The organism is Rhodococcus sp. ABRD24, assembly GCF_004328705.1.
GTDB lineage: Bacteria > Actinomycetota > Actinomycetes > Mycobacteriales > Mycobacteriaceae > Prescottella.
In genome coordinates, this window is sequence record NZ_CP035319.1 from 3,456,035 (window position 1) to 3,476,111 (window position 20,077).

18 protein-coding genes and 1 pseudogene are annotated in these 20,077 nt (G+C 63.9%); 13 read left to right on the forward strand and 6 right to left on the reverse strand.

Annotated elements, in window-relative coordinates; translation table 11 throughout:
- Positions 1-44: 44 nt before the first annotated feature.
- From ERC79_RS15355 to ERC79_RS15365, 3 genes are all read right to left on the reverse strand, one after another.
- Complete coding sequence (locus ERC79_RS15355) at positions 45-1,676, reverse strand: long-chain-fatty-acid--CoA ligase (protein ID WP_131579321.1); 1,632 nt, start codon at positions 1,674-1,676, stop codon at positions 45-47.
- Between the two features lie 98 nt (positions 1,677-1,774).
- Positions 1,775-2,896 carry an acyl-CoA dehydrogenase family protein gene (locus tag ERC79_RS15360; RefSeq protein ID WP_131579323.1) on the reverse strand — a complete coding sequence of 374 codons (1,122 nt, stop codon included), beginning with the start codon at positions 2,894-2,896 and terminating at the stop codon, positions 1,775-1,777.
- Positions 2,897-2,910: 14 nt separating this feature from the next.
- Positions 2,911-4,092 (reverse strand): acyl-CoA dehydrogenase family protein, encoded by a 1,182-nt coding sequence (locus tag ERC79_RS15365; protein WP_131579325.1) that lies wholly within the window; start codon positions 4,090-4,092, stop codon positions 2,911-2,913.
- 265 nt (positions 4,093-4,357) lie between these two features.
- On the opposite strand from ERC79_RS15365, the gene ERC79_RS15370 reads away from it, so the two are divergent.
- The 12 genes from ERC79_RS15370 (at position 4,358) to ERC79_RS15425 (ending at position 16,367) form a co-directional block, all read left to right on the forward strand.
- On the forward strand, positions 4,358-4,549 hold the full coding sequence (locus ERC79_RS15370) for a ferredoxin (RefSeq protein ID WP_131579327.1): 192 nt from the start codon (positions 4,358-4,360) through the stop codon (positions 4,547-4,549).
- Positions 4,550-4,663: 114 nt separating this feature from the next.
- The gene (locus ERC79_RS15375; RefSeq protein ID WP_131579329.1) at positions 4,664-5,590 is read left to right on the forward strand and encodes a 3-oxoacyl-ACP reductase; all 927 of its coding nucleotides are present in this window, start codon (positions 4,664-4,666) and stop codon (positions 5,588-5,590) included.
- A 622-nt stretch (positions 5,591-6,212) separates the two neighbouring features.
- Positions 6,213-6,977, forward strand: a complete 765-nt coding sequence (locus tag ERC79_RS15380) for an ABC transporter permease (protein WP_131579331.1) — start codon at positions 6,213-6,215, stop codon at positions 6,975-6,977.
- A gap of 20 nt (positions 6,978-6,997) precedes the next feature.
- Positions 6,998-7,849: an ABC transporter permease gene (locus tag ERC79_RS15385; RefSeq protein WP_131579333.1), complete on the forward strand. Its 852-nt coding sequence runs from the start codon at positions 6,998-7,000 to the stop codon at positions 7,847-7,849.
- A 12-nt stretch (positions 7,850-7,861) separates the two neighbouring features.
- Complete coding sequence (locus ERC79_RS15390) at positions 7,862-9,043, forward strand: MCE family protein (protein WP_131579335.1); 1,182 nt, start codon at positions 7,862-7,864, stop codon at positions 9,041-9,043.
- Entirely contained in the window at positions 9,043-10,077 is a 1,035-nt protein-coding gene (locus tag ERC79_RS15395) for an MCE family protein (RefSeq protein ID WP_131579337.1), read from the forward strand. Before ERC79_RS15390 ends, ERC79_RS15395 begins: the two co-directional genes overlap by 1 nt.
- Positions 10,064-11,116 carry an MCE family protein gene (locus tag ERC79_RS15400; protein ID WP_131579339.1) on the forward strand — a complete coding sequence of 351 codons (1,053 nt, stop codon included), beginning with the start codon at positions 10,064-10,066 and terminating at the stop codon, positions 11,114-11,116. Before ERC79_RS15395 ends, ERC79_RS15400 begins: the two co-directional genes overlap by 14 nt.
- Positions 11,113-12,408: an MCE family protein gene (locus ERC79_RS15405; RefSeq protein ID WP_131579341.1), complete on the forward strand. Its 1,296-nt coding sequence runs from the start codon at positions 11,113-11,115 to the stop codon at positions 12,406-12,408. Before ERC79_RS15400 ends, ERC79_RS15405 begins: the two co-directional genes overlap by 4 nt.
- Entirely contained in the window at positions 12,405-13,628 is a 1,224-nt protein-coding gene (locus ERC79_RS15410) for an MCE family protein (RefSeq protein WP_131579342.1), read from the forward strand. The genes ERC79_RS15405 and ERC79_RS15410 overlap by 4 nt, the downstream gene beginning before the upstream one ends.
- Positions 13,625-15,040 carry an MlaD family protein gene (locus ERC79_RS15415; RefSeq protein WP_131579344.1) on the forward strand — a complete coding sequence of 472 codons (1,416 nt, stop codon included), beginning with the start codon at positions 13,625-13,627 and terminating at the stop codon, positions 15,038-15,040. Before ERC79_RS15410 ends, ERC79_RS15415 begins: the two co-directional genes overlap by 4 nt.
- The gene (locus ERC79_RS15420) at positions 15,007-15,792 is read left to right on the forward strand and encodes a hypothetical protein (protein WP_207390336.1); all 786 of its coding nucleotides are present in this window, start codon (positions 15,007-15,009) and stop codon (positions 15,790-15,792) included. The genes ERC79_RS15415 and ERC79_RS15420 overlap by 34 nt, the downstream gene beginning before the upstream one ends.
- Positions 15,789-16,367 (forward strand): h domain protein, encoded by a 579-nt coding sequence (locus tag ERC79_RS15425; protein WP_242676588.1) that lies wholly within the window; start codon positions 15,789-15,791, stop codon positions 16,365-16,367. Before ERC79_RS15420 ends, ERC79_RS15425 begins: the two co-directional genes overlap by 4 nt.
- Positions 16,368-16,445: 78 nt before the next feature.
- Here the strand turns inward: ERC79_RS15425 and ERC79_RS15430 are convergent, their stop codons facing one another.
- Together ERC79_RS15430 and ERC79_RS23130 are read right to left on the reverse strand one after the other, a co-directional pair.
- Positions 16,446-17,849 carry a trehalose-6-phosphate synthase gene (locus ERC79_RS15430; RefSeq protein WP_242676895.1) on the reverse strand — a complete coding sequence of 468 codons (1,404 nt, stop codon included), beginning with the start codon at positions 17,847-17,849 and terminating at the stop codon, positions 16,446-16,448.
- Positions 17,850-18,003: 154 nt separating this feature from the next.
- Positions 18,004-18,177 (reverse strand): hypothetical protein, encoded by a 174-nt coding sequence (locus ERC79_RS23130; protein ID WP_165497138.1) that lies wholly within the window; start codon positions 18,175-18,177, stop codon positions 18,004-18,006.
- Positions 18,178-18,408: 231 nt separating this feature from the next.
- On the opposite strand from ERC79_RS23130, the pseudogene ERC79_RS15435 reads away from it, so the two are divergent.
- Positions 18,409-18,594, forward strand: a pseudogene (locus tag ERC79_RS15435) (transposase); the annotation flags it as partial.
- A gap of 92 nt (positions 18,595-18,686) precedes the next feature.
- Here ERC79_RS15435 and ERC79_RS15440 read toward each other — a convergent pair.
- Positions 18,687-19,631, reverse strand: a complete 945-nt coding sequence (locus ERC79_RS15440; protein WP_131579348.1) for a class I SAM-dependent methyltransferase — start codon at positions 19,629-19,631, stop codon at positions 18,687-18,689.
- Between the last annotated feature and the right edge of the window lie 446 nt (positions 19,632-20,077).

Below are 20,077 nucleotides of genomic sequence, written 5' to 3' on the forward strand. Positions count from 1 at the left end.
GCGCCCGGAACGAGATCCGTTCCGGGCGCCGCGGGCCTTTCATGTCAGGCGGATGTGGACTGACGCTCGAGAGTGCGCGCTACTTCCTTTGTGAGGAGCGTGAACTCGTCCTGACCGCGTTCGCGGATCCACACCGGGTCGGCGCATTGCCAGCGTTCCGCGCTGAGTGTGCGGGTGACGACCTTGAACGTCGCCGTGCGCGGGAACTCGACGCACACGCGGATGAAGGTCGGTCGCTGCTTGGGCCCCAGATCGGGCTGTGCGTCCAGGAATTCGGCGAAGGCGACCGGATCGAAGTCCGTCGAATCCGTGTTCGGAATCACCGCGGCCATGACGCGGTCGCCGACCTCGCGGTCCGGCACGGCGTACACCGAAACCTGCGCGAAGCCGGGGTAGCGGACCAGGATCCGTTCGATCGGTGCGGCGCCCAGATTCTCCCCGTCGACCCGAAGCCACCCGGAGCTGCGTCCCGCAAAGTAGACGAAGCCGTCGGCGTCGCGGTATGCGAGGTCGCCACTCCAGTACATACCGTCCCGCAGGCGCTCGGCGTCCGCCTCGGGATTCTTGTAGTAGCCCTCGAATGAGCCAGCGCCCGTCACGTTGACCATCTCACCCGTCGCCTCCTCAGCATTGACGAGGCGGCCGGAGGCGTCGAATTCTGCTGGAGGACAGACGGCACCGGTATCCGGGTGGCGAATCTCGACGTTGTCGGGGAGGAGCCCGAGGGCGCCGGACGGAGAGTCGGGATGCGCCGAGACGAAGACGCCGCCCTCGGTGGAGCCGAAGCCGTCGATGACGTGGGCCCCGAATCGGCGGGAGAACTCCTGGACCGCCGGGGCTGAGCCCTCGTTGCCGTACATGATCCTCAGCGTGTTGTCGGCGTCATCGGGCTGCTCGGGCGTCGCGAGGACGAAGGACAGCGGTTTTCCGACGTAGTTGGCGTACGTGACGCCGTAGCGGCGGATATCGGGAAGGAAGCCGGAGGCGGAGAATCTGCGCCGCATCGCGAGACCCGTGCGGCCCCGCAGTGCAACCGCCCACGCCGCCATCATCGCGTTGGAGTGGAACATCGGCATCGACATGTAGACGATGTCGTCGGGGGAGAGGCCGAATCGATCCGCAAGCATCACACCGGGACCGGCGATCTTGCCGTGCGTGCAGCGCACTGCCTTCGGATCGCCACTCGTTCCCGACGTGAAGATGAGCATCAGCAGGTCGTCGGTGGCGGCGGTGGCCGGAATGACCGGGCTGCCGAGGAAGGGCGCCAGAATCTTCGTCCATTCCGGGGAGTCCACGTTGATGACGCGGACGTCACCCAAGTCCAGTCCATCGAGGAGCGCTTCCTGGGAGTTCTCGGTGAAGACGATCTGGCAGTCGGCGAGCGCGATGTCGCGGGCCAGCGCTTCTCCGCGCCTGGTGGTGTTGAGACCGGCGAGAACGGCACCCGAGAAGGCGGCGGCACCGATCAGTGAGGAGAACTCGGGGGTGTTGTCCATGAGTACGCCGAAATGCCGCGGCCGCCCGGGATCGAGCAGTTCGTTCAAAGCGGCTGCACGGTCGTACATCCCGCGGACATGGTCGGTCCACGGAATGTACGCATCCTCGAATCGGATTCCGTGCGTGTCGATGTGACGAAGCTGTGTGAGCAGGTCCGCCACCGTCGGTGTCACTGTCATGCCCACATCATGACGTGTGATGCCCGTCATGTCGACGATTTCACTGTTCGGGACCGCTCGCTCGGCTCTTCTTGTGGGACCAGTTGTGGCCGTAGCGTTTACGCGGTCACGGTAGCCAGCTCCGCACCGAGGCGGCGCAGCTGGTCAGTGGCCGAACCCAGGAGGAACTCCTGACGCTTGGCCGCGAGGAAGTACCGGTGCGCCGGGTGGTCCTCGTCGAGGCCGACGCCGCCGTGGATGTGCACCACGGAGTGCGCGACGCGGTGGCCCGCGTCCGCCGCCCAGAACTTCGCGGTCTCGATCTCGCCCTCGAGAGGCAGGCCGGATGCGAGGCGGAACGCGGCCTGCCACAGGGTCAGCCGCACGCCCTTGACGTCGATGTAGCCGTCTGCGAGCCGCTGTGCGACGGCCTGGAAGCTGCCGATCGGCCGTTCGAACTGGACGCGCTCACGCGCGTAGTCGGCGGTGATCTTCAGTGCCTGGTCGAGTACGCCGAACTGGAAGGCGCTCGAGCCGACCGCCCCGCGGTCGAGGATCCACTCGACGATCTCGCGGCCCTGCGTAACGCTGCCGAGAATGCAGTCGGCGCCCAGCTGGACGTCTTCGAACTCGACGATGCCGGTGCTCCCGAAGTCCGTCGTCTGCTGTCGGGTCACCGTGACTCCGGCCCCGCCGGTGCGGACGAGGAAGATCGCGATGCCGTCCGGGGTGGTTGCGGGCACCAGCAGCAGATCGGCGACGGGCGCGCCGTCCACCAGGATCTTGGTGCCGCTCAGCGTCCAACCGTCTCCGTTCGGCTCCGCCCGGGTCACCGGTGCCGCCGGATTGTCGTTGAGCTCCTCGGCGAGGGCTACGGCCAGTATCTTCGAACCAGTTGCGGCGGGGGTGCCCCATTCGGAACGCTGTGCGTCCGAGCCGAACTCAGCGATCGCTCCGGCGCCCATGACGATCGACGACAGGTACGGAACAGGGGCGACACCGCGACCGAGCTCGATGAGGATGCTGCACTGCTCGAGCACGCCGAAACCGTCGCCGCCGACGGACTCTGGCAGGGCAGCGCCGAGCACGCCGGAAGAGGCGAGCGCGTCCCACAGCTTGCGGTCGAACCGATCCTCGGCCGAATCGAGCTCCCGCAGATGTTCGTTGGTGACGATGTCGGCGACGATGCCGTGGGTGAGGCCGGCCAGGTCCTGCTGGGCCTCGGTGAGAGAGAAGTCCATTGTCGGTCCCTTGTCTATCGCTTGGATGCGGGCTGGCCGAGCGCTGTCATGGCGATGATGTCGCGCTGGACCTCGTTGGTGCCGCCGCCGAAGGTGAGGATCAATGCCGAGCGATGCATCCGCTCGAGCCGGCCACGCAGGATGACGCCGGGCGAGTTCTGCCGCAGCGTCGCGGACGGACCGAGGATCTCCATGAGGAGGCGGTACGCCTCGGTCGCGAACTCGGTGCCGTACACCTTGTTCGCGGATGCGGCCTCGGGTCCGGGCGCATGATCGGTCGCGGAGGCGATCTCCCAGTTCATCAGCTTCAGGTACTCGGTCTTGGCGTGGACGCGGGCCAGGTTGATCTGCACCCATTCCTGGTCGATGACCCGGCGGCCGTCGGGGAGCTTGGTGTTCTGCGCCCACTCGCGCACTTCCTGCAGTGCGGTGAGGATCGGACCGGCCGAGGTGAGCGCCACCCGCTCGTGGTTGAGCTGGTTGGTGACCAGCTTCCAGCCGCCGTTCTCCTCGCCGACGAGCGAGCTCTGCGGCACGCGCACGTCCTGGTAGTAGGTGGCGCTGGTGTCCGGTCCGGCCATCGTGTGGACCGGGGTGTACGAGAAGCCCTCGGCGGTGGTCGGCACGATCAGCATGCTGATGCCGCGGTGTTTCTTGGCGTTCGGATCGGTGCGGCACGCCAGCCAGACGTAGTCGGCGTACTGGATGAGGCTCGTCCACATCTTCTGGCCGTTGATGACGTAGTCGTCACCGTCCTTGACCGCGGATGTGCGCAGCGATGCCAGGTCGGTGCCGGCGCCGGGCTCGGAATAGCCGATCGAGAAGTGCAGCTCGCCCGCGGAGATCTTCGGGAGAAAGAACGCCTTCTGCTCCGGCGTACCGAAATGCATGATGGTCGGCGCGACCGAGTTGATCGTCAGGAAGGGCACCGGCGCGCCCGCGATTGCGGCTTCGTCGGTGAAGATGAGCTGCTCCATCGGGGAGCGCTCCTGACCGCCGTACTGCTTGGGCCAGCCGAGTGTGAGCCACCCGTCCTTGCCCATCTGCTGAACGACCTCGCGGTAGACATTGCCTTCGCCGTACTCGCCGGTCGTTGCCGACAGTGCCTCGCGACGCTCCGGGGTCATCAGAGCTGCAAAGTAGCTTCGCAATTCCGCCCGAAGCTCCTGCTGTTCTGCGGTATAGGTGATATCCACGTACCTCTCCAATCCGGGCAATCATCGGCGGTCCACGCCGGATCGGGGACTGGCTCTGGAACGAAGTCGCGGCCACGGCCGAGGGCTGTGAGGCGGGCTGTCAGACACCGTTGTCGACCGTGTGGCGGGGCGCGTCGAGGATGGTTGTCCGAATCATTGCACAGCAGTGGAACGGGTTCTAGTCTTATGGCGGAAGTCGTTGGACCACAGCCCGGTGTGACGTCTTTTGCCGAATCTTCGAGCCAACGCGAAATGAGGAATGTCCATGGAGGTCAGGGTCGACACGGATCGCTGCGAAGCGAACGGGGTGTGCGTCGGAATTGCGCCCGACATCTTCGAACTGAACGATGACGAGGAGCTGATCATCTCGGCACCGATCCCTCCCGCGGACCGTGAGGCGGACGTGCGCTCGGCGATCGCCCAGTGCCCGCGTGCGGCGCTCACCGAGCACCCTTAGGGATCTTGCGGCAAATGTAGAACGCGTTCTACATTTGCCGTGTCGTCGACAGCCGCGGCGACAAGGCACCGATCGGCCGAGGCTGGTCGACGTCACGGGTACGGGAGCGCGTTCATGAATGCAGTCAGCAACTCCGATTTGAGGGTCGGGGGAGTCGGTCTGGAGGGCAAGGTTGCCATTGTGACCGGTTCGGGGTCGGGGCTCGGTCGGGCCGAGGCCATCGGCCTTGCGCAATCCGGCGCCTCGGTCGTCGTCAACGACCTGAAGGCCAACGAGGCTGTGGAGGCGACGCTCGACGAGATTCGTGCGCTCGGCGGCAAGGTCGAGTTCGTCGCCGGTGACGTCGGCGAGCGCTCGACCGCGGATGCAATGATGGCCGCCGCCGAAGGTCTCGGCGGCGTCGACATCGTTGTGAACAACGCGGGCATCGTTCGGGACCGGATGCTGTTCAGCATGTCGGACGAGGACTGGGATCTGGTTCTCAAGGTGCACCTGCGGGGGCATTTCCTGTTGAGCCGCAATGCCGCTACCTACTGGCGGGACAAATCGAAGGCTGTCGGCGCCCCGGTCTACGGCCGACTCGTCAACACTTCATCGGAGGCTGGACTGCTCGGCCCTGCGGGGCAGCCGAACTATGGGGCGGCCAAGGCTGGGATCACCGCGCTGACCCTCTCCGCTGCACGGGGTCTGTCGCGGTACGGCGTGCGCGCAAATGCCATCTGTCCGCGCGCGCGGACGTCGATGACGGAGTCCGTCTTCGGCGATGCGCCGGAGGGTCAGATCGATCCGCTCTCGCCCGAGCATGTTGCGGCACTCGTCTCGTACCTCGCGTCGCCGGCCGCGGACAAGGTCAACGGTCAGGTTTTCGTCGTATACGGCCCGATGGTGGCGCTCATGGCGGCGCCCGTCGTCGAGCGGCGGTTCGACGCGGACTCGGCGCAGTGGACTCCGGAAGGCCTCGCGGCCGAGATGGGTGCGTACTTCGAGGACCGCGATCCCGAGCGCACCTTCTCGGCGTCCGCGGCTCTCGCCCTCGGCTGACCTAGACGCGCTCGACTGATTTGGACGGTCGATCCCGCAGTCTCTCGAGTAACGGGAGATTGCGGGATTTTCGATACCTACAGGACAGATCGCGGTCAGGATGGAGTGGAGCGGTCGGCCGTGCGAAGCAATTGTACGCACCCACCTTTTGCTAGAACATGTTCTAGTTTGTTGGCGGCCAGGGCGTCAGGAATTGCGGCGAGTCCGAGATTGGCCATGCGTGAAAGGTCCGGGTCAGTCGATTGGGCCGTGGCGTGCAGCGGCTCACTCGGGGTCGCCTCGGGGAACGTCTATCCGGTCGGGTCCTCCTCCTCGAAATTTTTAAACCCCAGTTCAAATGCCCGTTTCGGTATCGCGCGCGGCCCGGTTGTGGTGCGATCGGTCGCGACTCGGCGGAACGGGGCAATCTCGGCAGAAGTGCCGCGCCCGGTTGCTCTCGAGCCGGGTCCGCGGTTCGGGTGATGAAGACAGCTTTTCAAGTCTTTGACAGGTGAACACGTTCTAGTTACTATGACTTGGATCACAGGACGTCTGTATCTTCTGGACGCCCCGTGGCTTGCGCCGTGCCATCTGGCGGCAAAGGGTAATCCGATCGGCTACGACGACCAATGAGGAGGGAAACATGGTCGACCTCCTCGAGGTCCCACTACGGGCTGCTGGCGGCTTCTTCGCGATGTCGGCGGATACGCTCAAGGCCGTCTTCGCGCGTCCGTTCCAGCGGCGCGAGTTCGTGGATCAGGCGTGGTTCGTGGCACGCGTGTCGATGATTCCGACGGTGTTGGTTGCAATTCCGTTCACGGTCCTGGTCAGCTTCACGATCAACATCCTGCTGCGCGAGATCGGTGCTGCCGATCTCAGCGGCGCCGGCGCCGCGCTCGGCGCGGTCACCCAGGTCGGCCCCATCGTGACGGTGCTGATCGTCGCGGGAGCCGGAGCCACAGCCATCTGTGCGGACCTCGCGGCGAGAACCATTCGCGAGGAAATTGACGCGATGCGGGTGCTCGGCATCAATCCGATCCACCGGCTGGTGGTCCCGCGCGTGCTCGCCTCAACCGCGGTCGCCCTACTGCTCAATGGGCTGGTCTGCACGATCGGCATCTTTGGCGGTTTCCTCTTCTCCGTGTATGTGCAGGATGTCAATCCGGGTGCCTTCGTCAACGGCATCACGCTGCTCACCGGCTTCGGCGAGTTGATGATCTCGATGCTCAAGGCAGGCCTGTTCGGCATGATCGCCGGTCTCATGGCCGCGTACCTGGGCCTCAACGTCAGGGGCGGCGCGAAGAGCGTCGGCGATGCCGTCAATCAGACTGTCGTGTTCTCGTTCATGGCGCTGTTCGTGGTCAACGTGCTCGTCACCGCCATCGGCATCAAGTTGACGTCCGGATGAGTGACAGGGTGGTGAACTAGATGGCTCTGGTGGCATCGGGGCGTTTTGTCCGAACTCGTCGGCGGATCGCGAGATCTTCGCGGGCGGTGGACAAGATCGGCGAGCAGGCGCTGTTCTACTGGCGCGCGCTCGTGTGGGCGCCGCGCGCCCTTGTGCACTACAGGCGAGAAGTAGTCCGCCTGATCGCCGAGATCGGTATGGGCACTGGCGCGCTCGCCGTCATCGGCGGCACCGTGGTCATCGTCGGCTTCCTGACCCTGTTCACCGGCGGTGTGATCGCCGTCCAGGGCTTCAGCTCGCTCGGCAACATCGGCGTCGAGGCACTCACAGGCTTTTTCTCCGCGTTCATCAACGTGCGCATCGCCGCACCGGTGATCGCGGGCATCGGCCTGGCCGCCACCATCGGGGCCGGCTCCACCGCGCAGTTGGGTGCCATGCGGGTCTCCGAGGAGATCGATGCGCTCGAATCGATGGCCATCCCGTCTATTCCGTACCTTGTCTCGACGCGCGTCATGGCCGGCATCATCGCGATCGTCCCGCTGTACTCGCTGGCCGTCATTGCGTCGTTCATGGCGAGCCGATTTGCGACGGTTGTGTTCAACGGGCAGTCGGGCGGCGTCTACGACCACTACTTCTCGACATTCCTGATCCCGACGGACATCCTCTGGTCGTTCGTGCAGGCGATCGTGATGGGCGTGGCTGTGATGCTGATCCACACCTACTACGGCTATAACGCCAGCGGCGGACCGGTCGGCGTCGGTGTCGCGGTCGGTAACGCGGTCCGCGCCTCGCTCATCGCCGTCGTGACCGTGACCCTGTTGATTTCGCTGGCCATCTACGGCCAGTCCGGCAACTTCAACCTTTCGGGATAAGGCGGAGGAACAATGCCCGAAGCAAGGTGGAAGACGAAACTCGCTGCAGCCGTCTTGGTGTTCGGCCTCGTGGCGATCATTGGGGTGGCACTGACGATGTTCGGTGGCGGCTTCACAAAGAGCGAGCCGGTGACGGTGACGGCCGCACGCTCGGGTCTGGTCATGGAACCAGATGCCAAGGTGAAGCTCCGCGGCGTCGAGGTGGGTCGGGTGGCCTCGATCGACGAGGTCGACGGTCAGGCCCGGCTCGAGCTCGACATGGATCCGTCGCAGCTGCACCTCATCCCCGCGAACTCGACCGTCGAGATCAAGTCGACCACCGTGTTCGGTTCCAAGTACGTCAATTTCGTTGCGCCCACCGATCCCTCGCCCAAGTCCTTGCAGCCGGGCTCGGTGATCGGCGCCGAGAGTGTCACCGTCGAGTTCAACACGTTGTTCCAGAACCTGTCGACGTTGCTGCAGCAGATCGAGCCGGACAAGCTCAACGCCACCCTCGGTGCCATCTCGTCGGCGCTGAACGGACGCGGCAACGAGCTCGGTGAGCTGCTGAGCGAGACCGACACGTACCTGAAGAAGATGAATCCGGTTCTGCCGCAACTGCAGCGGGATCTCGACGCTGCGGCCACTGTGACCAACACCTACGCCGATGTCACACCGGATCTGATGACTCTGCTCGGCAATCTGACCGCGACCAGCGGCAGCATCGTCGAGGAGCGGGAGAACCTGCGTATGACGCTGGAGAACGCGGTGGCGCTGTCGAACAACGGTAACCAGTTGCTCACCGACAACGAGGCGAACCTGACCCGGGCGCTAGCCCTGCTGGAACCGACCACGGCTCTGCTGTCCGGATATTCGCCAGCCATCTCGTGCCTCGTCGTCGGCATCGACAACCTCCTGCCTCTCGCCGAACGAATGGAGGGCGGTGCCCAGTCCGGTTTCGCGATGAGCACCAACTTCCTGGGCGGCATCGAGCCGTACACGTACCCGAGGGACCTCCCCAAGGTCAACGCCACGGGTGGTCCGAACTGCTGGACCCTGCCCAACCCCAACCCGCGACGTGACGGCAAGGCGCCGTTCGTCGTGACCGACACCGGCAACGTTCCGTACATGCCGTCGACGAGGTCGACCATCAGCATGCCCACGCTGTTTCAGATGCTCTATGGCGGAACTCCGGTTGCGGGAGGTCAGAACTGATGCGCGCGACCACAGCAAAGTTCCTCGCGTTCACCGTCGTCATGGTGCTGATCTTCGCCGGGCTGGCGATCGTGTTCAGCCAGGCCCGATTCAGCAGCACGGACGGCTATCGTGCCGAATTCACCAACGCCTCCGGCCTGAAATCGGGGGAGAAGGTGCGGATCGCGGGCGTGCCCGTCGGCACTGTCAAGGGTGTCGAGGTGGGGACCGACAACCTCGCCAATGTGACGTTCGACGTCGATACGAAGTACCCCCTGCTCCAGAGCACCCGGGCGACGGTCCGCTACGAGAACCTCGTCGGAGACCGATACCTCGAGCTCCTCGACGGGGAAGGCTCGTCCGAGCCCCTCGCTAAGGGACAGACGATCCCGGAGTCGCAGACCGCCCCCGCTCTGGACCTGGATCTGCTGCTCGGCGGCTTCAAGCCGCTCCTTCGGGGGCTGAGCGCAGAACAGGTGAACGACCTCAGCGGCGCACTGTTACAGGTTCTCCAAGGCCAGGGCGGCACGCTGGTGTCGCTGCTCGGCAACACCAGCTCGTTCACATCCACGTTGGCGGACCGGGACAAGCTGATCGGTGACGTCATCACGAACCTCAACACCACGTTGACGACGATCAACGACAAGGGCGATCAGTTTTCGACCACGATCGACCAGTTGCAGCAGTTGGTGAGTGGACTGGCGCAGGACCGCGATCCGATCGGGGCCGCGATTCCCAAGATCGCTACGGCCACCGGTGACCTGGCACAGCTGCTACAGGGCGCGCGTCCGGATCTGCAATCGACGATTGCGCGCGCGGGCGATCTCGCGACGAACCTGCAGAACGGTCAGGACGACATCAACTGGGTGCTCGAGCGGCTGCCGGAGTCGTATCGGAAGATGATTCGAACCGGTTCGTATGGTGCGTTCTTCCAGTTCTACACGTGCTCGGTGAAGTTCAAGTTCTCCGGACCGGATGGGCAGGAGTTGCATGTGGACCTGCCCACCACACCGGCTCAGACGACGGGGAGGTGCACATTCGATGGCCAAGGGTGAGCGGGATCTTTCGCGGATCGGCATCATCGGTGTCGCGGTCTCGGCGTGCCTCGTGCTGGCCGGCCTACAGTACGACCGCCTGCCGTTCCTGTTCGGCAACGTGCGGTACGAGGCGCTGTTCGAGGACGCGGGCGGGCTGATGCCGGGCGACTACGTGACGCTCGCCGGCGTCAACGTCGGCGAGGTCGAGAGCGTCGAACTCGACGGTGCCGAAGTGAGGGTCGCCTTCTCCATGAACGAGGGCATCCGCCTCGGTGACAGCACGGGCGCCGATATCAAGACCAACACGGTGCTCGGACGCAAGTCGATGCAGGTGACTTCTGAAGGCTCGGACGTCATGCGGGTCGGCAGCACCATTCCGTTGGAGCGCACCAACTCTCCGTACTCGCTCAACGATGCACTCGGGGACCTCACGTCGACCGTCGCTGATCTCGACACCAACCAGCTCAACGAGTCGCTCAACGCGGTGTCCGAGACGTTGTCCGACACGCCGCCGGAGTTGCGGGCGGCGCTCGACGGCGTCACGCGGCTGTCGCAGAGCATCAACTCGCGAGACGAGTCCCTACAGGACCTGCTGGGCCAGGCCGAGGGGGTGACGAAGATCCTCGCGGACCGCAGTGACCAGATCAGTTCCCTGATCCTCGACGGTAACCAGTTGCTCGGCGAGCTCGACCGCCGCCGTAACGCGATCAGCGAGCTGATCGTCAACGTCTCGGCAGTATCGCAGCAGCTCACCGGTCTGGTCCGGGACAACGAGCAGCAGATGAAGCCGACGCTCGACAAGCTGAATGCTGTTGTCGCGAATCTGCAGAACAACAAGGACAATATCGGCCGGGCCCTCGATGGCCTGGCGCCGTACGCGCGCTCGCTGGGCGAGGCTGTCGGCAGCGGTCCATTCTTCATGGCATACGTCGCGAACTTCAGCGTCAGCCCGATGGCGCAGACGGCGGTCGATCAACTGTTGTGGCCCGAGCATGTACCGCAGGACCTCTCGCAGTTCCCGCCATTGAAGACCGAGCTCAAGGATCCGAACCGATGAGCGACGAACAGAAGCACATGAGTGCCAAGAAGAAGTGGTTGACGATCGGTGCGACCGCGGCCGTCGTGGTTGCCGTTCTCGTTGCCGGGGTCGTCTACCTCTTCCCCGGGCTGGGCAAGACCACCATCACGGCCCAGTTTCCATCGACCACGGGCCTTTACGCCGGTGACGACGTCCGAGTGCTCGGGGTATCGGTCGGCTCGATCGAGAGCATCGACCCCAACGGCACCGGCGCGACGGTCGTCATGAATGTCGATCGTTCCGTCGACATCCCGGCCGACGCGAAAGCCGTCATCATCGCGCCAAGCCTCGTTGCGGCGCGGTTCGTGCAGCTGACCCCGGTGTACACCGGGGGTGAGGCGATGCCAGACGGCGCCGAGATTCCGATGGAACGTACCGCTGTCCCGGTCGAGTGGGACGAGATCAAGACCGAGCTGACCAAGCTGTCGGAGGCGCTCGGTCCGCAGGGCGGTGCCGATCAGGGTTCACTCGGCAACTTCATCGACACCGTGGGAGACAATCTCGACGGTAACGGCGATGCACTGCGCGACACGCTGCGTGAGCTGTCCGACACCATGAAGACGCTGTCCGACGGCCGAACCGATCTGTTCGCGACGATCCGTAACCTGCAGGTCTTCGTGTCCGCACTGTCGTCGAGCAACCAGCAGATCGTGCAGTTCGGCGGACGTCTGCAGTCGGTGTCCTCGTTGCTCGCGGACACCAGCGACGAACTCGGAACGGCGCTGCAGGATCTCGACGTCGCGATCGGCGACGTGAATCGTTTCGTCACCGACAACCGGGCCTCGCTCACCGAGCAGGTCGGCCGACTCGCTGACGCGACGTCCGTGCTCGTCGAGAAGCGTCCGCAGCTCGAGCAGGTACTGCACGTGGCACCCAATGCGCTGGCCAACTTCAACAACATCTACAGCCCCAAGACGGGTTCGATCAACGGTGTGCTGGCGGCCAGCAACGCGAGAAACCCGATCAACATGGTCTGTGGGTTGATCCGAGGGCTCGAGGATAACGATTCGGACCGGACCGCCGACCTCTGTGCCCAGTTCCTCGGGCCGGTACTGAACTCGATCACCACCAATTACCCGCCCATCCTGACGCGTGTCGCCGATACTCAGCTTGCTCTGCCGGAGCAGATTGTGTTCAGCCCGCCGAGCCTGGCCGGTCAGGTGCCGGAGCGTCCGGCACCGGCACCCATCGCCGCGCCGCTTGCGACGATGCCGTCGATCGACGTCCCCAAGGATCTCGAAGCCCTGCTCAATCCGGGAGGTGGACGATGACCAGGAATAGCAAGCGTGCCCGGGCGGTGGCCACATCGGCCATTGCCCTGACACTCACCATGGCGGTGACAGGCTGTGAGTGGAATGGCCTCAACTCGGTTCCGTTGCCGGGCACGGAAGGTCGTGGAGACGACTCCTACACCGTTCAGGTCCAGATGCCGAACGTGACGACCATGTCGCAGAACTCGCCGGTTCGCGTCAATGACGTCACCGTCGGGGCCGTCACCGGCATCGAGGTCCAGGACTGGCACGCCCTCGTCACGGTGTCACTGAACAAGGATGTGCAGTTGCCGGCCAACGCGACGGCGAAGATCGGGCAGACAAGCCTGCTCGGTTCGCAGCACCTCGAACTCGCTGCGCCAGTGGGTATCGCGCCGCAGGGCACCCTGCAGGCCGGCGACGTTATCCCGCTCGAGCGTGCGGGCGCGTACCCCACGACGGAGCAGACGCTGTCGTCGCTGTCGGTCGTGCTCAACGGCGGCGGCCTTGCTCAGATCAACGACATCACCCGGGAGCTCAACGCAGCCTTCGACGGGCGAGAGGGCTCGATCCGGGACCTCTTGCCGCAGCTCGACCAGCTTGTCGGCAGCCTCGACGATCAGCGCACACAGATCATCTCCGCAATGGAGGGGATCGATCGGCTCGCCGGAACCGTCAACCAACAGACCGAAACGCTGAATCGGGCCCTGGACGGCATTCCGCCTGCCCTCGAGGTACTGGTATCGCAGCGTCAGAATCTTACGAATGCATTGGTGGCGCTGGGCAGTTTCTCCGATACTGCGACGCGGGTGATCAACGAGAGCGGAGACGACCTGAAGGCCAATCTGGCTTCGCTCTCTCCGCTGCTGGAACAGCTTGCCGGTACCGGCAGTAGCCTGACCGATTCGCTGTCGATGATGCTCACCTTCCCATTCACGATGAGGACGCTGGACCAGGTGTTCCGGGGCGACTACAGCAACCTGAACATGATGATCGACATGACGAATGAGCGTCTGACCACCAACTTCATCGATCAGACGGGTCTGGGACCGACACTCGCGGGCGTCGAGGGCGCGCTCGGCAGATTGGCGGGCACGGCCGGACAGGTCAATGATCCGCTGCAGATCCCCAATCCAAAGAAGCCTGACCTGCTGCAGGCCGAGCCCAAGCCTGCGACGGCGAACGACTTTCCGTCGCTGCAGATTCCCGGACTTCCGCAACTAGGAGCGCCGACCCCATGATGCTCTCGAGGTTCGTCCGCATCCAGTTGGTGATCTTCTCGATCCTGACTGTCGTCGGTCTGGTCGTGATGGCCAGCCAATACGTGCAGTTGCCCGCTCTGTTCGGCATCGGACAGAACCGGGTGACCGTGCAGCTGCCCTCGAGTGGTGGGCTGTATGTCAACGCCAACGTCGCGTTCCGTGGCACCAATATCGGCAAGGTCGAGGACGTGGTGCTGACCGAGGAAGGCGTCGACGCGAAGCTGTCCATCAGCGACAGTTACGACATCCCCGCCGACCTCGACGCGGCGGTCAAGAGTGTGTCCGCGGTCGGTGAGCAATATGTCGATCTGATTCCGCGCACAGATTCGGAGCCGTACCTCACCGACGGGGACGTGATTCCCGTTGACCGAACGAGTATTCCGCAGGACGTGGGCGTGATGCTCGACGAGGCGAACACCCTCGTGCAGAGCATCTCGAACACCCAGTTACGAAAGGTCGTCGACGAGTCGTTCAAGGCGTTCAACGGCGCGGGTCCGGATCTGCAGCGGCTCATCGACTCGGCGCGGCTGTTCGTACAGGAGGCCAACGCGAACTCTGACGCCACCAAGAACCTGATCGAGCAGGCCGAGGGCCTGCTCGATACGCAGGTGGTCACGAGCGACGCGATCCGGGCGTGGACGCAGGACCTCGTGACATTTTCGAATCAGTTGCGGGCCAGCGATCCTCAGATTCGCAGCGTGCTGGCGCAGACGCCGAACGCGGCCGATGAGGCCAACGCCCTGTTCCAGGAGTTGAGGCCGACGCTGCCGCTGTTGCTCGCCAATCTGGTGAGCGTAGGTGAGGTCTCCACGATCTACCACAAGAGCATCGAACAGGTACTCGTGATCTATCCGCCCCTCGTGAACTGGCTCGTAACTTCGGCCACGCTCGGGCCTCTCGATGACGGTGCGATCGTGAACTTTGCTCTGCAGGTGAACGATCCGCCGCCGTGCACCACGGGCTTCCTCCCGGCAGATCAGTGGCGTTCACCCGACGACGACGCACCGGTCCCCACGCCGTCGGACCTGTTCTGCAAGGTGGCACCGGACGACCCGAGTGTGGTTCGTGGCGCCCGCAACTACCCGTGCATGGAGTTCCCGGGTAGGTATGCGGCGTCGCCCGAGGAATGCCGCAGCGCAGCGGGATACGTTCCACTGGGAAACAACCCGCCCAGTGGGCCGCCGCAGGATCCGTCTGTACCCTCGTACACGACGGCACCGGCGAGCGCTCAGGGGAGTACGAATGTTCCTGCCACAGCGCGCCCCTACGACCCGACGACTGGCAAGTACGTCGGGCCCGACGGCCTGCTGTACTCGCAGCCGGGGTTGGCTGGCGGAACACCGAGAGAGGACACGACGTGGCAGACGATGATGACACGTCAGCAGGGCTGACACCCGACGAGCGCAAGCGGCCGATGCGTCGGCGAGCCAGTCGCAGTGCGGGACCGGCAAGTGGCAACGGTGTGCGGTCGGTGGAGGAAGCGCGGGTTGTCGACTCTGGTGGGGCCACCACTGGCACGATCACGTTGGAGAAGGATCGAACTCGGGCGGTTGAGGCTGTCGCGGTCGATGAAGCAGTCACGCAGACAGAGACAATTGCGCTCCCGCTGTCGGCGGGGGAGGCCACGCCGGAGGAATGGCATCCGACCACGCCCAAGAAGAGTCGCGGCCCTCTGGCCGCTGCGGTCGCATTGGGCTTGGTGATCGTCGCTCTTCTCGGTGTCGGCGGATGGCTACTGTTCGAGCGGGCGGCTGCGAACGATCGGGACGCTCAGCGGCAGGCCTTCGTAGACACTGCTCAACAGACAGTGCTGAACCTGACGACCATCAAGCCGGATACGGCCAAAGAAGACGTCGAGAGGATCCTGGCGGGTGCGAGTGGGGAGTTCAAGTCGGAGTTCGACGGCCGTGAGGACCCCTTCGTCAGCATCGTGAAGGAGGCCGGCGTGACCACCGTCGGCCGGATCGTGGCGACGGGCTTCGAGAGCGAGAATGGAAACACCGCAACGGTTCTCGTGTCGGCTCGAGCCGATGTGAGCAGTGCGAACGGTGATCAGAACGGTCCGCGTGACTTCCGGATGCGTGTCACGGTGACCGATGACGACGGGACGTTGACCGCATCGAAGGTGGAGTTCGTGCCGTGACCGAGAATCGTGCCGAGAATGAGGGTGGTGGTGTGACCACCGAGACGGATGCGTCGCCGATCCAGACCACGCCAGCTGTTGTTCCTACGAAGTCGTCGCTGCCGACAGCGCTCCTGGCTGTCGCCGGTGTCGTGGTTGCCGCCCTTTTGGTGGGTGTCGGTTTTCTGGGCTGGGGCTACTTGCAGGACCGTGCGACCGAACAGGCCCGTTCGGACGCTGTCCAGGCGGCGACTGCTCAGGCAACTGCGATGCTGTCCTACAACTTCAACGAGGTCGACCAGCAGTTGGCTGCCGCCGCAGACGGTCTGACGAGTGACTTCAAAGGCGACTACGACAAGTTGGTGAAGGAGACGATCGCTCCGGGCGCCAAGGAGAAGAAGATCACCGTCGAGGCCACCGTGCAGGCCGGGGCGATTGAATCGGCGAGCCCGGACGACGCTGTGGTGCTGTTGTATGTCAACCAGATTACGACCAGCGAAGAGATGCCGGACGCCGCGACCACCGGAAGTCGCGTGCGGATGGAGATGCACAAGGAAGGCGATCGCTGGCTTACTGGGCGACTGACGCCGATGTAGCGATTCGCGCACAGGTTCCACGACGGAGGGCTCCCGAAAATTCGGGAGCCCTCCGTCGTATGTATTTGTGGTGCAGAACTACTCGGTGTACTCACCATCGGACGGCAGCAGCGCCGCACCGGCTACCCCCTGCTGGCCCAGGGCATCGAGGAAGGAATGCGCCCACCGGTCGACGTCGTGCGCGAGGACCTGACGGCGCAGAGCGCGCATGTGGCGTCGGCCTTCCTCTCGGCCCACGGTGAGGGCCGCCTCCATCTTGTCCTTGACGTCGTCGAGGTCGTGGGGGTTGCACAGGAAGGCTTGGCGGAGTTCGGCTGCGGCCCCGGTGAATTCGCTCAGCAGCAGGGCGCCGCCGAGGTCGCTTCGGCAGGCCACGTACTCCTTGGCGACCAGATTCATGCCGTCGCGCAGCGGAGTCACCAACATGACGTCAGCGGCCACGAAGAATGCAACCAACTCATCGCGGGCAATGGCGCGGTGGATGTAGTGCACCACCGGCCGACCCACCTCGGCGTACTCGCCGTTGATTCGGCTGACCGTCTGCTCGATCGCACCACGCATCTGAACATAGCTTTCGACGCGTTCGCGGCTCGGGGTGGCTAGCTGCACCATGACGGTATCGGCGGGATCGACCCGGCCTTCCTCGAGCAGTTCGTACAGCGCGTCGAGTCGGACGTCGATGCCCTTGGTGTAGTCGAGCCGGTCGACGCCGAGCATGATGTGCTTCGGGTTGCCCAGTTCCTTGCGGATCTGCTTGGCGCGGTCACGAATCGACTTGCGGCGGGACAGTTCGTCGAGCTGCCCGGAGTCGATGGAGATCGGGAACGCACCGACCCGCACGTTGCGGAACCCGACTTGTACGACACCGAGTTTGGAGCGCACTCCGACAGACCCGCGGGAGGTTTGCTGGCCTGCCAGTCTCCGGGCCAGGAACAGGAAGTTCTCTGCGCCACCGGGGAGGTGGAAGCCGATGAGGTCGGCGCCGAGGAGGCCCTCGACGATCTCGCGCCGCCACGGCATCTGCATGAACAGCTCGACTGGCGGGAACGGGATGTGCAGGAAGAATCCGATGGTCAGGTCGGGGCGCAGCATGCGCAGCATCTTCGGCACCAGCTGTAGCTGGTAGTCCTGTATCCATACGGTGGCGCCTTCGGCGGCGGCCTTCGAGGTGGCCTCGGCGAACCGCCGGTTCACCTCGACATAGGCGTTCCACCACTCGCGCCGGTACTCCGGCTTCACGATGACGTCGTGGTAAAGCGGCCACAGGGTTGCGTTGGAGAAGCCTTCGTAGTAGTCCGCAACCTCCTGCGCGCTCAGCGGTATGGGGTAGAGGTCGAGACCGTCCTCGACGATCGGGTCGAGGTCGACGTCGGCCACTCCGGGCCATCCGACCCAAGCGCCCTTGTTGTTGCGCAGTATCGGCTCGAGCGCGGTGACAAGGCCACCAGGGCTGCGCTTCCAGCGAGACGTGCCGTCGGGCAGTGTCTCGAGGTCGACGGGTAGACGGTTGGCGACTACGACGAAGTCGGACCCTCCGGTGTTGCTACCCGGCTCGGTGCCCGTAGGCCTCTCGGAACTCGTCGGTGACGCCGAGAGCGAAGACACGGATTCCCTACTCTTTCTCAGCTGTGATTCGTCAGTCTAGCTTCGCGATCGGCGCAATGCCGAGCATGGAGAGGAGCATGCGGCACTCATCGGCGTCGGCGGCGTATGCGGCGACGACGCGCTGCGCCTGCCGGGCGGTCTCGTCGGCTACGGGCTCGAGGTCCTCGTCCGCGATGTCGTTCTCGGTGGTTGTCTTCGCGGCCATCTTGTTCCTTCCGGCTTGCTGCTACTTGGCTAGCAGGTAGTTCCTGACTGCGACTCTATGAGAACCGCACCGTGTAGCGCCACTCACCGCCCGGTTAGGGTCTCCGTACCTGCACATGCATCGCGGGCTGGAGGGTTGATTGCGGTTGGTGCCGCGGTTCTGCGCCGCACACCCGCACGAGAACGGGGGACGACCGCTCGAGTGTTGGTGAGCCTGCACGAGGTTGTCGAGAAAGACAGCGGTTTGCAGAACCTTCCGCTACATGGGTTCGACCAGAACCGGATCTGGCTTCAGATCGTGCAACTCGCCGGCAAACTGATCGCCTGGACGCAACTGCTCGCGTTCGACTCCGAAGAGGCCCGCCGATGGGAACCGGAGCGACTCAGGCTGCGTCTGTTCTCCATCGCTGGCCGTATCACCCGTTCCACCTCGACACACCCGAATCCATCTCCCGGACAAGTAATCAGAACTCGATCAGGCCGACGCGCCAGGCTCACGAGAGATCGAGACTAAAGACCATCTCCTGACGGCGGCTTGTCTGCAGTAGCAACGATATAGTCCAGCCAAGGGGCCCAGAAAGAGACCCCTCTTCGGCCGAAGAAGGTCCGAATCAACGGATTAATTCTCCTCATCTCCGGCTGCCTGAGCTTCAGGTTCACATATTCCGCATATTGAGGGTAGACGTGATTGCGGATGGAGTAGACCCTCACATCTTTGAATCCGGCTGTTACGAGCGCTTGACGGTATTCCTCTGCATTGGTGTGATTCTGGCGGGAAGTTGTAAATATGCCGTGCACCAATTTTTCCAGTGGGCGTAGCCGACTAGTCCTGCTTGAAACATGCTCATTTGCGAGCGGCACAACGTCGGCGGTCACCAACCGACCCCCAGGTGCCAAGACTCGGAATGCTTCATCGAAAAACCGTGAACGCGACGGAAAGTGAAGCGCCGATTCGAGCGCGGTCACTTTCGTTGCAGATGCACTGGGCTGAGGCAGATCGCTTGCGGACCCGTGCGTATACTCTATGATATCGCTGAGCCCCAGTTCGGCGGCCCGCGCGGTCGCGATTTCGACTTGTTTCGCGGATATGTTAACGCCTGTAATTCGTTTCGGGCCGAATTCATCAGCCCAGAGAAAATCTTGATCGCCGAATCCGCAGCCGACGTCAACCACTATGTCGTCGGGCCCGAGGTGCGCTTCGGTTGCTAGCAACCGAGCCAACGCCGCGCCTGCTTGATCGAAGGTTCGGGGATTGTCTTTCCAGTAGCCCAGATTAAAGAACAGCGATTCCTCACCTAGCCAGTTCGATGCAGTGAGAATATCGTCGTACACCCGACTGAATCGATCGGGAATCGCGGGCACGAAGACCAGGGATGCAAACCAACCCCATTCGCGGACCCACCGCAAAATACGTCGGGTTGAGCTCTCGGAGTCGCGGAACTCCACAACTGTCATGGTTTGCCCCCTCGCTGGAACCCAGCCGACATGCTGGGCCGCTCGCCGATGCTAGCAGTCTGTGCACACCGATGTCGTCGGAATACGTACAGCCGCTTTCGAGCGACTGTACGTGACAGGCCATGCGGCACCTGAACTTTCGGACGTCGCCTAGTCGACCGCTTGGCAGGCGCGTCCGGCCCAGTCCTTTCGTGAGTACATTGGGGCCAACTACGGCAACCCGGGGCAATCTGGCCCTGGGCGACTTCGGGTCTGGGGATGGCGGCATTCAGGAGGTGACTGGTCGCCGATTCTGTGAAGTCTGTTGTCCACCAAACAGCTTTGGGACGAATAGGCATGGGAAGGGCCTCGTGCTTCAGCGGTCGCGGTCGCGACTGCTTGCATCAGGCAGGAACGTGTTCTACCTTGATGAAAACGATCCTGACCGGCCCGACGATCCTGCCGGG